Below are 9,528 nucleotides of genomic sequence, written 5' to 3'. Positions count from 1 at the left end.
ATCTTCTTCTTTTTCGACCATGATTTCAGCATGCTGGGCTTCGTCCGTCAACCCAACGAAAATATTTAAATGCTCTGTTAAAATTTTGGCTCCAAGTGAAATAGCCTCTTCCGGACTGATACTTCCGTTTGTCCATACATCCAATGACAGCTTATCGAAGTTTGTCATTTGGCCGACACGTGTGTTTTCCACTTGATAATTGACGCGCGATACAGGTGTATAAATTGAGTCGATCGGTATAACGCCAATCGGTAAATCATCGCGCTTGTTCATATCAGCGGGCGTATATCCGCGGCCTCTTTTGGCTGTCATGCGAACTCGAAAGTTGCCGTTTTCGGCTAATGTGGCAATATGCAGATCCGGATTTAGTATTTCTACATCACTGTCATGCATAATGTCCGATGCTTTCACTGCGCCTTCGCCTTGTGCATCTATTTCCAACGTTTTTTCTTCGTCAGAATAAATCTTGAGAGCTAGTTTCTTAAGATTAAGGATGATAGAGGTAACATCTTCGACGACACCTTCTATGGTTGAAAATTCATGCTGTACCCCTTCGACCTGAATCGAGGTGATCGCTGCACCTGGGAGTGAGGATAATAGAATACGACGCAAGGAGTTACCCAATGTTGTACCATACCCACGCTCAAGCGGTTCGACAACGAACTTTCCATAATTAGCATCATCGCTGATCTCAATCGTTTCTATTTTCGGCTTTTCAATCTCGATCATTCACATATACCCTCCTTCAAAACGTCGAAATTCCGGCGGCCCGAAATTCCCCATGCTACATTTGTCTGTGCAACAACTTGATGAGGAACAAATTGAATGTAACCATAAATTCATATATTACCCCATTATAGACAGGTAATACCGAATTTATACAAATTCATTATACACGACGACGTTTTGGCGGACGGCATCCGTTATGAGGAACAGGTGTTACATCACGGATTGCTGTTACCTCAAGTCCTGCGGCTTGAAGAGCACGAATTGCCGCTTCACGGCCTGCACCTGGTCCTTTTACAGTAACTTCCAAAGACCTCATGCCATGCTCCATCGAAACTTTCGCAGCTGTTTCTGCAGCCATCTGGGCAGCAAATGGAGTAGATTTACGGGAACCTTTAAATCCAAGCGCACCAGCTGAAGACCAGGAAACGGCATTTCCTTGCGCATCTGTAATCGTTACGATTGTATTGTTAAATGTAGAGCGAATATGCGCGATCCCTGTTTCTATATTTTTTTTCACACGACGTTTACGAGTATTCGTTTTACGTGCCATTGTATATAACCTCCTTTACCTATTATTTTTTCTTGCCCGCTACAGTTTTACGAGGGCCTTTTCGAGTCCGTGCGTTATTTTTCGTGTTTTGTCCACGCACCGGCAGTCCGCGGCGATGGCGAAGCCCCCGATAAGAGCCGATTTCCATCAAACGTTTAATGTTTAAAGACACTTCACGGCGAAGGTCTCCTTCAACTTTTAAACCGTCAACGATATTACGGATTTTATCCAATTCGTCATCCGTCAAGTCTCTAACGCGTGTATCTTCGGAAACACCCGCTTCCTTGAGAACTTCGATAGCTGTATTTTTTCCGATACCGTAAATATATGTGAGCGCAATAACGACGCGCTTTTCACGTGGAATGTCCACTCCGGCTATACGTGCCATAAGTTTTGCACCTCCTTATTATCCTTGTTTTTGTTTATGTTTCGGATTTTCACAGATTATCATAACTTTGCCTTTTCTACGGATAATTTTGCACTTCTCGCAGATCGGCTTTACTGATGGCCTTACTTTCATTTTTTTAAAACCTCCTTAACAGCCTGAAGTGCACTACTTAAAGCGGTATGTGATTCTTCCCCGTGTCAAATCATATGGAGAAAGCTCTACAGTTACTTTATCACCAGGCAAAATACGGATGAAGTGCATACGGATTTTACCCGATACATGCGCAAGTACCGTATGGCCATTTTCTAATTCTACCTTAAACATGGCATTTGGCAAAGTGTCTACTACCTTGCCTTCAACTTCAATGACGTCTTCTTTCGCCATCCAACTCGTCTCCCTTCTCTAAGTCTTCCAAAACTTCTTCCACAAATTTTCCAAGAGCCCATCGTAACTTCCCATTGGTGACCCGCCCAGTTTCCAACAAGCTTCTGCGTACTTCTTCATTCATGTAGTCTTGGCACTGAAGATGTTGAATGTTTTTCTTTTTGGGACTGTCAAATTTTCTTTTTTCCCCATCCGCGATGAATACAAACTTATCATCCAACCGCTGGATTACAACCGCGTATTGTCCCGCATCCCGTCCTTTTTGGATCTGGACAATCTGGCCTATTTGGGGATTCGAATCAGACTCTTTCAACGAGATCACCTGCGCTCACAGTTTTGTCAAAATCTCAAAACCGGTTTCCGTAATGGCTATTGTATGTTCAAAATGCGCACACATTTTCCCGTCAACTGTCACGACAGTCCAATTGTCCGGAAGCGTCTTTACATAGCGGCTCCCCGCATTGACCATCGGCTCAATAGCCAGTGCCATTCCGGGCTTCAAGCGCGGTCCTTTATCAGGTGGACCATAATTGGGAATTTGCGGATCTTCATGTAAGCTTTGACCAATCCCATGCCCTACATACTCACGGACAATGGAAAAACCTTCTGCTTCCACAAATGTTTGTATCGCATGAGAAATATTTGAAAGACGAGCGCCCGGCTTGGCTTGTTCCAATCCCATATAGAGGGATTTTTCCGTAACATCGAGCAGCTTTTGCGTTTCATCATCGATCTTGCCCACTGCATAGGTCCATGCCGAATCACCGTGGTACCCGCTATATTCGGCTCCAATGTCCAGGCTGACGATGTCACCCTCGTTCAGAACACGGTCTCCGGGTATGCCATGGACAAGCTCCTCGTTGACCGAAACACAGATGCTCCCGCTAAATCCGTTATAGCCTAAAAAAGAAGGATGTGCACCTTGTTGCCTGATAAAGCTTTCAGCAATGCTATCTAATTGTTTCGTCGTAATACCAGGCTGAATATGCTTCTTCAACTCTTGATGAGTCATGGCAACAATTCGTCCGGCTTCTCTCATTAATTTAATTTCTCGGGGTGTTTTTGTAATAATCATTATTTCAAATCCTTTAAAAGAGCATCAATGTCAGAGAATACTTGATCAATATGCTGCTGGCCATTGATGTTTTTTAAATAGCCTTTCCCGCGATAGAAATCCAGAAGCGGCTGCACCTGTTTCATGTTAACGTCGAGTCTGTTTTGGACCGTTTCTTCGTTGTCATCTTTGCGCTGATACAATTCTCCGCCGCAACGGTCACATACACCAGGCTCTTTTGGCGGATTAAAGATCAGATGGTAGGTGGTGCCGCATTCCTTACAGATTCGGCGGCCTGTTAACCGCTCTACCAATATATCTGCATCTACATCAATGTTAAAGACATAGTCGATTTTTTTTCCAAGCTCAGACAATATATTTTCAAGGGCTTCTGCTTGTGGCACTGTTCTGGGAAAACCGTCAAGAAGGAAGCCATGTTCGCAATCTGTTTTGCCTAAACGTTCACGAACGATACCAATTGTTACTTCATCGGGAACGAGCTCCCCTTTATCCATAAAGGATTTCGCCTTAAGTCCCAATTCCGTTCCCTCATTCATTGCTGCGCGGAACATATCTCCTGTTGAAATATGAGGAATTTGATATTTGTCAACAATCTTATCGGCCTGTGTACCTTTTCCAGCACCAGGAAGTCCCATTAACACTAAATTCATTCAAATCTCGCCCCTCTGCAACCACTCGGGCTTAACCGCCCGCATGTTATTTAATGAAACCTTTGTAATGGCGCTTTACTAGCTGAGCTTCCAGTTGTTTCATCGTTTCAAGCGCAACACCGACCACAATGAGCAATCCTGTACCGCCGATTTGGGCTGCCTCCGGCAAGCCGGCAAATTTAATAAAAAATACAGGCAGAATGGAAATCACCGCAAGAAACAGCGCTCCGACAAATGTCAGTCTATATAGTACACGCGTCAGGTATTCTTGCGTATTTTTCCCTGGACGTATACCAGGTATATAACCGCCTTGCTTTTTCAGGTTTTCGGAGACTTTTTCCGGATTCACCTGAACAAAGGCGTAAAAATAAGTAAAGGCGATAATCAAAACGACAAAAATAGTCATGCCGATAGGCTTTGTATGATCAAAATAAGATTGGATCGTACTGGCCGTATCACCTGAACCAAAAAATGTCACGACTGTTTGTGGTGCTACTAAAAACGCGCTTGCGAAGATAACTGGAATAACTCCAGCGGCATTCACCTTTAACGGCAAATGTGTATTTTGTCCGCCGACAGGGTTGCGTCCATCCATGCGCTTTGCATATTGGATTGGAATTTTACGCAATGCCTGCTGGACAAATACGACGCCAACAATGATTGCGACGACTGCGAGCAGGATAAGCAGCATGACGACAATTCGAATGAATAGTTGTTCTCCTGCACCTTCAAATTGCGTTGCATAGATCTGGTTTACTGCATTAGGAATGCCCGCGACGATTCCGGCGAAAATAAGAATGGAAATTCCGTTGCCGGCGCCATTTGCCGTAATTTGCTCGCCCAGCCACATCAGGAATGCTGTTCCTGCTGTCAGGACGACGGCAATCGTAACATACGTGCCAAATCCAGGATCCTTTATCAGTTGAAGCTGTGTCATTCGGTTAAAGCCAAAAGACATGCCTATTGCTTGTATAAATGCTAATACAATGGTGAAATAGCGGGTGAATTGTGCCAGTTTACGGCGCCCGACTTCACCTTGCTTGGACCACTCCGTAAATTTTGGCACAACATCCATTTGCAACAGTTGCACGATGATGGATGCTGTAATATATGGCATAATGCCCATCGCAAAAATAGAGAAATTTTGAAGGGCACCTCCACCAAAAATATTCATGAAACCAAACAAACTCGCCTGATCCTGCAATTTAAGCACATCGGCATCTACATTCGGTACGGGGATAAAAGCCCCGATTCGAAACACAACCAGCATTAACAGCGTAAAAATGATCTTTTTTCTAATATCCTTTACACGCAACAGGTTGGAGATTGTCTGGAACATTAAATCACCTCAGTAGTACCGCCTGCTGCTTCAATTGCTTCTTTGGCGGCAGAGGAGAATTTATTTGCTTTTACAGTCAACTTTTTCTCGATATTGCCTTTTGCAAGGATTTTAACTCCAGACTTTTCGTTGCGGACGACTCCTGTTTCAATGAGGAGCTCCGGCGTCACTTCCGTGCCTTCTTCGAAACGATTGAGTACATCAAGATTCACAATCGCATATTCCTTGCGGTTAATATTTGTGAAACCGCGCTTTGGTAAACGTTGGAATAAAGGTGTTTGGCCACCCTCAAATCCCGGCCGTACTCCGCCGCCTGAACGGGCATTTTGTCCTTTATGTCCTCTGCCGGCTGTTTTTCCGTTGCCAGAGCCAATTCCGCGCCCAACCCGGTTGCGTTCTTTGCGGGCTCCTTCAGCAGGTTTTAACTCATGCAATTTCATTCTGGACACCTCCTTCTTCCTTTTGCTCTTACTGTTCTTTGACCGTTACAAGATGGGAAACTTTGTTAATCATTCCCCTGATCGCCGGATTGTCATTATGCTCTACTGTTTGGTTGATTTTGCGCAAACCGAGCGCTTCGACAGTGTCACGCTGATCTTTCGTACGGCCGATCAAGCTGCGAGTGAGGGTGATTGTTAATTTTTGAGCCATGATCTTCCCCTCCTTAACCTAACAATTCTTCGACTGATTTGTTACGTAACTTCGCTACGTCTTCAGCTCGTTTTAGATTTTTAATTCCTTCGATTGTTGCTCGAACCATATTAATCGGCGTGCTGGAACCAAGAGATTTTGAAGTGATATCAGCAATGCCGGACAATTCTAATACCGCACGAACCGGTCCGCCGGCAATTACTCCCGTACCTTCGTTGGCAGGTTTGAGAAGAATTTGTCCTCCGCCGTAACGTCCGATAATTTCATGTGGAATCGTAGAACCAACGAGAGGCACTTCGATCATATTCTTTTTCGCATCTTCGATCGCTTTGCGGATTGCTTCAGGAACTTCCTGGGCTTTACCAGTACCGAATCCAACGTGACCATTTTTGTCACCGACAACAACAAGCGCGGTAAAGCGGAAGCGCCGTCCACCTTTCACAACTTTTGCGACACGGTTTACTGTAACTACACGTTCTTCTAAATCAAGTTTGTTCGCATCAATTTGACGCATGTAGTTCGTCCCTCCTTTTAATTAGAATTCTAGGCCATTTTCACGAGCAGAATCAGCCAATGCTTTTACACGTCCATGGTACAAATAACCACCGCGGTCGAATACGACTGACTTGATGCCCTTTTCAACTGCGCGTTTGGCAATGAGCTCTCCTACTTTTTGCGCGGCTTCCACGTTACCCGCCGCTTCGAGGCCGAGGTCTTTTTCTTGCGTAGAAGCACTGGCAATTGTTACTCCCTTTTCATCATCGATCAATTGGGCATAAATATTTTTATTGGAACGATACACGCTTAAGCGCGGGCGCTCTGCTGTACCGCTTAATTTCACACGGACACGCGCATGTCTTTTCTTGCGTACTTTATTCTTATCGAGCTTGGTAATCATGCGAGTCACTCCTTTCAGTACCTAGCGGCTTTATTTACCTGTTTTTCCTTCTTTGCGGCGGACGTATTCACCTTCGTAACGAATACCTTTGCCTTTGTACGGCTCAGGCGGGCGTACCGCACGGATGTCAGCAGCCAAGGCTCCTACTCTTTCTTTATTGTAACCTTTAACGACTACTTTTGTGTTGGATGGAACATCAATTTCGATGCCATCTTCCGGATTGAATTCAACAGGATGTGAATAACCTACGTTTAATACGAGCTTTTTACCTTGTTTTTGGGCACGGTATCCAACTCCGACCAGTTCAAGCGACTTTTCAAAGCCCTTTGATACTCCTTCCACCATGTTCGCAAGCAAAGAACGGGTTGTTCCGTGCATGGAGCGATGGTCTTTTGCATCAGATGGACGGGAAACCGTGATCGTATTATCTTCAATGTTGATGTTCATTTCGGAATGAAAGTTATTTGTAAGCTCACCTTTTGGACCTTTGACAGTAACTTTATTTCCGTCCTTTGTCACTGTTACGCCAGAAGGGATTTCAATTGGTTTGTTACCAATACGGGACATTTTTACACCTCCGTTCTTGTATGAGAAATTACCAGACGTATGCGAGTACCTCGCCGCCAACTTGTTTTGCTCTCGCATCTTTATCGGACAATACGCCTTGAGACGTAGAAACAATCGCAATTCCAAGGCCGTTTAATACTTTTGGCACTTCATTCGCTTTTGCATATACGCGAAGGCCTGGTTTGCTGATGCGTTTTAGTCCGGTAATAACGCGCTCGTTATTAGCTCCGTATTTAAGGAAAATGCGAAGGATACCTTGCTTGTTATCTTCTATAAACTCAACGTCACGAATGAAACCTTCTTTTTTCAATATTTCTGCGATTTCTTTCTTGATGTTGGAAGCAGGAACCTCCAAAGTTTCGTGACGAACCATATTCGCATTGCGAATTCTTGTCAGTAAATCTGCTATCGGATCAGTCATTACCATTTATATTTACCTCCTTCCCAGTTTCGGTCTTACCAGCTGGCTTTTTTGACGCCAGGAATTTGACCTTTGTAGGCCAACTCGCGGAAACAAATCCGGCATAGTTTAAATTTGCGAAGGACAGAGTGCGGACGGCCGCATCGTTCGCAACGAGTGTATTCTTGCACTTTGAATTTTGGTGTGCGTTTTTGCTTCACAACCATAGATTTTTTAGCCACTATTTCGCCTCCCTTTTATTTTGATTACTTTTGAAACGGCATTCCGAATCCGGCAAGAAGTTCACGAGCTTCTTCGTCCGTTTTAGCCGTAGTGACGATCACAATATCCATACCACGAACTTTGCTGACTTTATCGTAATCAATTTCTGGGAAAATGAGTTGTTCTTTAATGCCTAATGTATAGTTGCCGCGTCCGTCAAATGCTTTTTTGGAAATTCCACGGAAGTCGCGTACACGCGGAAGCGAAACGGAAACGAGTTTGTCGAAAAAGTCATACATGCGTTTGCCACGAAGCGTAACCTTCGCGCCGATCGGCATGCCTTCCCGTAGGCGGAAGCCCGCAATAGATTTTTTTGCTCTTGTGACAACCGGCTTTTGTCCTGTGATCAAAGCCAATTCTTCAACGGCGTTATCGAGCAATTTTGCATTCTGAACAGCATCGCCAACACCCATGTTCACAACGATCTTTTCAATTTTAGGTACTTCCATTACAGATTTATAGTTAAACTTGCTCATGAGAGCAGGAGTGATTTCTTTTTGAAATTTTTCCTTTAGGCGGCTCATGTCGTGTACCTCCCTTCACTAAACAGTTTTTACGTCATCTAATATTTCGCCTGATTTTTTGGCTACACGAACACTTTTTTCTTTTTCGCTGCCATCTTTCATTTTAATTGTTACTCTTTTATAGCCGACTCTTGTCGGTTCATTCGTTTTTGGATCAATGACCATTACGTTAGACACATGGATTGCTGCTTCTTTTTCAAAGATCCCGCCTTGAGGATTGTCTTGGGAAGGTTTGGCGTGTTTTTTCACAATGTTGACGCCTTCTACAAGTACACGTTCCTTTTTAGGGAATGCGGCAAGCACGGTGCCTGTTTTTCCTTTGTCTTTTCCAGTAATAATCATTACTTTATCGCCTTTTTTGACATGCATTCAAGCGCACCTCCTTATGACCTAAATGTAATTCCTTAAAGAACTTCAGGAGCCAAAGATATGATTTTCATGAAGTTTTTATCGCGAAGTTCGCGGGCAACCGGTCCGAAGATACGAGTTCCTCGAGGCGCTTTATCATCACGGATAATGACACATGCATTTTCGTCGAATTTGATGTAAGAACCATCCGGACGACGGGCTCCACTTTTTGTCCGTACAATAACAGCCTTTACGACGTCGCCTTTTTTGACAACGCCCCCAGGTGTTGCATTTTTCACTGTGCACACGATGACATCCCCAATATTAGCCGTTTTACGGCCGGATCCGCCAAGCACTTTAATGGTTAATACTTCACGGGCGCCAGAGTTGTCAGCCACCTTTAAACGGGATTCTTGTTGAATCATCTCATTTTACCTCCCTTCGGAAATCGTATATATCCGAAAAAATGTTGATTATATAATGACGGCTTTTTCTACGACCTCTACGAGGCGGAAGCGTTTTGTAGCCGATAGCGGGCGAGTTTCCATAATCCGGACGATGTCCCCTACTTTTGCTTCGTTTTGCTCATCATGAGCCTTGAGCTTTTTCGAGTACTTCACGCGTTTGCCGTACAAAGAGTGCTTTTTATACGTTTCGACCATTACTGTGATGGTTTTATCCATCTTGTCGGAAACAACCCGGCCAGTATACACTTTACGTTGGTTGCGTTCACTCATATCGCA

The 9,528-nt window shown here is 44.3% G+C and carries 20 protein-coding genes; all 20 read right to left on the bottom strand.

Annotation, left to right across the window (positions count from 1 at the left end; genetic code table 11):
* Positions 1 to 729: DNA-directed RNA polymerase subunit alpha (locus JOC94_RS18985; protein WP_205180090.1), on the bottom strand; the 729-nt coding region annotated here is incomplete at its 3' end.
* A gap of 160 nt (positions 730 to 889) precedes the next feature.
* On the bottom strand, positions 890 to 1,279 hold the full coding sequence (rpsK, locus tag JOC94_RS18980; RefSeq protein ID WP_077111574.1) for a 30S ribosomal protein S11: 390 nt from the start codon (positions 1,277 to 1,279) through the stop codon (positions 890 to 892).
* Between the two features lie 22 nt (positions 1,280 to 1,301).
* On the bottom strand, positions 1,302 to 1,667 hold the full coding sequence (rpsM, locus tag JOC94_RS18975; protein WP_077111573.1) for a 30S ribosomal protein S13: 366 nt from the start codon (positions 1,665 to 1,667) through the stop codon (positions 1,302 to 1,304).
* Between the two features lie 18 nt (positions 1,668 to 1,685).
* Entirely contained in the window at positions 1,686 to 1,799 is a 114-nt protein-coding gene (gene rpmJ / locus JOC94_RS18970) for a 50S ribosomal protein L36 (RefSeq protein WP_048601043.1), read from the bottom strand.
* Positions 1,800 to 1,832: 33 nt separating this feature from the next.
* Positions 1,833 to 2,051 carry a translation initiation factor IF-1 gene (infA, locus tag JOC94_RS18965; RefSeq protein ID WP_077111572.1) on the bottom strand — a complete coding sequence of 73 codons (219 nt, stop codon included), beginning with the start codon at positions 2,049 to 2,051 and terminating at the stop codon, positions 1,833 to 1,835.
* Complete coding sequence (locus JOC94_RS18960; protein WP_077111571.1) at positions 2,029 to 2,364, bottom strand: KOW domain-containing RNA-binding protein; 336 nt, start codon at positions 2,362 to 2,364, stop codon at positions 2,029 to 2,031. Before JOC94_RS18960 ends, infA begins: the two co-directional genes overlap by 23 nt.
* Before the next feature lie 15 nt (positions 2,365 to 2,379).
* Positions 2,380 to 3,126 (bottom strand): type I methionyl aminopeptidase, encoded by a 747-nt coding sequence (gene map, locus JOC94_RS18955; protein ID WP_077111570.1) that lies wholly within the window; start codon positions 3,124 to 3,126, stop codon positions 2,380 to 2,382.
* Positions 3,126 to 3,776, bottom strand: a complete 651-nt coding sequence (locus tag JOC94_RS18950; protein WP_077111569.1) for an adenylate kinase — start codon at positions 3,774 to 3,776, stop codon at positions 3,126 to 3,128. Before JOC94_RS18950 ends, map begins: the two co-directional genes overlap by 1 nt.
* Before the next feature lie 46 nt (positions 3,777 to 3,822).
* Positions 3,823 to 5,115, bottom strand: a complete 1,293-nt coding sequence (gene secY / locus JOC94_RS18945) for a preprotein translocase subunit SecY (protein ID WP_077111568.1) — start codon at positions 5,113 to 5,115, stop codon at positions 3,823 to 3,825.
* Entirely contained in the window at positions 5,115 to 5,555 is a 441-nt protein-coding gene (gene rplO / locus JOC94_RS18940) for a 50S ribosomal protein L15 (RefSeq protein ID WP_077111567.1), read from the bottom strand. Before rplO ends, secY begins: the two co-directional genes overlap by 1 nt.
* Before the next feature lie 28 nt (positions 5,556 to 5,583).
* A complete protein-coding gene (gene rpmD / locus JOC94_RS18935; protein ID WP_077111566.1) occupies positions 5,584 to 5,766 on the bottom strand; it encodes a 50S ribosomal protein L30 in 183 nt (60 codons plus the stop codon).
* Positions 5,767 to 5,779: 13 nt separating this feature from the next.
* Entirely contained in the window at positions 5,780 to 6,280 is a 501-nt protein-coding gene (rpsE, locus tag JOC94_RS18930) for a 30S ribosomal protein S5 (RefSeq protein WP_077111565.1), read from the bottom strand.
* 21 nt (positions 6,281 to 6,301) lie between these two features.
* Positions 6,302 to 6,664, bottom strand: coding sequence for a 50S ribosomal protein L18 (gene rplR, locus JOC94_RS18925; RefSeq protein WP_077111564.1), 363 nt, complete (start codon positions 6,662 to 6,664; stop codon positions 6,302 to 6,304).
* 30 nt (positions 6,665 to 6,694) lie between these two features.
* Positions 6,695 to 7,231, bottom strand: coding sequence for a 50S ribosomal protein L6 (rplF, locus tag JOC94_RS18920; RefSeq protein ID WP_077111563.1), 537 nt, complete (start codon positions 7,229 to 7,231; stop codon positions 6,695 to 6,697).
* Between the two features lie 28 nt (positions 7,232 to 7,259).
* Positions 7,260 to 7,658: a 30S ribosomal protein S8 gene (gene rpsH / locus JOC94_RS18915; protein WP_077111562.1), complete on the bottom strand. Its 399-nt coding sequence runs from the start codon at positions 7,656 to 7,658 to the stop codon at positions 7,260 to 7,262.
* Positions 7,659 to 7,687: 29 nt separating this feature from the next.
* A complete protein-coding gene (locus JOC94_RS18910) occupies positions 7,688 to 7,873 on the bottom strand; it encodes a type Z 30S ribosomal protein S14 (RefSeq protein ID WP_077111561.1) in 186 nt (61 codons plus the stop codon).
* A 24-nt stretch (positions 7,874 to 7,897) separates the two neighbouring features.
* Positions 7,898 to 8,437, bottom strand: a complete 540-nt coding sequence (gene rplE, locus JOC94_RS18905; protein ID WP_077111560.1) for a 50S ribosomal protein L5 — start codon at positions 8,435 to 8,437, stop codon at positions 7,898 to 7,900.
* An 18-nt stretch (positions 8,438 to 8,455) separates the two neighbouring features.
* A complete protein-coding gene (rplX, locus tag JOC94_RS18900) occupies positions 8,456 to 8,806 on the bottom strand; it encodes a 50S ribosomal protein L24 (protein ID WP_077111559.1) in 351 nt (116 codons plus the stop codon).
* 35 nt (positions 8,807 to 8,841) lie between these two features.
* On the bottom strand, positions 8,842 to 9,210 hold the full coding sequence (gene rplN, locus JOC94_RS18895; RefSeq protein ID WP_077111558.1) for a 50S ribosomal protein L14: 369 nt from the start codon (positions 9,208 to 9,210) through the stop codon (positions 8,842 to 8,844).
* A 48-nt stretch (positions 9,211 to 9,258) separates the two neighbouring features.
* Positions 9,259 to 9,522 carry a 30S ribosomal protein S17 gene (rpsQ, locus tag JOC94_RS18890; protein ID WP_077111557.1) on the bottom strand — a complete coding sequence of 88 codons (264 nt, stop codon included), beginning with the start codon at positions 9,520 to 9,522 and terminating at the stop codon, positions 9,259 to 9,261.
* Positions 9,523 to 9,528: the final 6 nt, after the last annotated feature.

The organism is Siminovitchia thermophila (genome assembly GCF_016909185.1).
GTDB lineage: Bacteria > Bacillota > Bacilli > Bacillales > Bacillaceae_C > Siminovitchia > Siminovitchia thermophila.
This window is presented reverse-complemented; position numbering and strand designations above follow the sequence as displayed.

What these genes read in the sequence shown, in the direction of transcription:
- rpsK (WP_077111574.1), bottom strand. Translation starts at nt 1,279, where the DNA reads ATGGCACGTAAAACGAATACTCGTAAACGTCGTGTGAAAAAAAATATA.
- rpsM (WP_077111573.1), bottom strand. Translation starts at nt 1,667, where the DNA reads ATGGCACGTATAGCCGGAGTGGACATTCCACGTGAAAAGCGCGTCGTT.
- rpmJ (WP_048601043.1), bottom strand. Translation starts at nt 1,799, where the DNA reads ATGAAAGTAAGGCCATCAGTAAAGCCGATCTGCGAGAAGTGCAAAATT.
- infA (WP_077111572.1), bottom strand. Translation starts at nt 2,051, where the DNA reads ATGGCGAAAGAAGACGTCATTGAAGTTGAAGGCAAGGTAGTAGACACT.
- map (WP_077111570.1), bottom strand. Translation starts at nt 3,126, where the DNA reads ATGATTATTACAAAAACACCCCGAGAAATTAAATTAATGAGAGAAGCC.
- JOC94_RS18950 (WP_077111569.1), bottom strand. Translation starts at nt 3,776, where the DNA reads ATGAATTTAGTGTTAATGGGACTTCCTGGTGCTGGAAAAGGTACACAG.
- secY (WP_077111568.1), bottom strand. Translation starts at nt 5,115, where the DNA reads ATGTTCCAGACAATCTCCAACCTGTTGCGTGTAAAGGATATTAGAAAA.
- rplO (WP_077111567.1), bottom strand. Translation starts at nt 5,555, where the DNA reads ATGAAATTGCATGAGTTAAAACCTGCTGAAGGAGCCCGCAAAGAACGC.
- rpmD (WP_077111566.1), bottom strand. Translation starts at nt 5,766, where the DNA reads ATGGCTCAAAAATTAACAATCACCCTCACTCGCAGCTTGATCGGCCGT.
- rpsE (WP_077111565.1), bottom strand. Translation starts at nt 6,280, where the DNA reads ATGCGTCAAATTGATGCGAACAAACTTGATTTAGAAGAACGTGTAGTT.
- rplR (WP_077111564.1), bottom strand. Translation starts at nt 6,664, where the DNA reads ATGATTACCAAGCTCGATAAGAATAAAGTACGCAAGAAAAGACATGCG.
- rplF (WP_077111563.1), bottom strand. Translation starts at nt 7,231, where the DNA reads ATGTCCCGTATTGGTAACAAACCAATTGAAATCCCTTCTGGCGTAACA.
- rpsH (WP_077111562.1), bottom strand. Translation starts at nt 7,658, where the DNA reads ATGGTAATGACTGATCCGATAGCAGATTTACTGACAAGAATTCGCAAT.
- rplE (WP_077111560.1), bottom strand. Translation starts at nt 8,437, where the DNA reads ATGAGCCGCCTAAAGGAAAAATTTCAAAAAGAAATCACTCCTGCTCTC.
- rplX (WP_077111559.1), bottom strand. Translation starts at nt 8,806, where the DNA reads ATGCATGTCAAAAAAGGCGATAAAGTAATGATTATTACTGGAAAAGAC.
- rplN (WP_077111558.1), bottom strand. Translation starts at nt 9,210, where the DNA reads ATGATTCAACAAGAATCCCGTTTAAAGGTGGCTGACAACTCTGGCGCC.
- rpsQ (WP_077111557.1), bottom strand. Translation starts at nt 9,522, where the DNA reads ATGAGTGAACGCAACCAACGTAAAGTGTATACTGGCCGGGTTGTTTCC.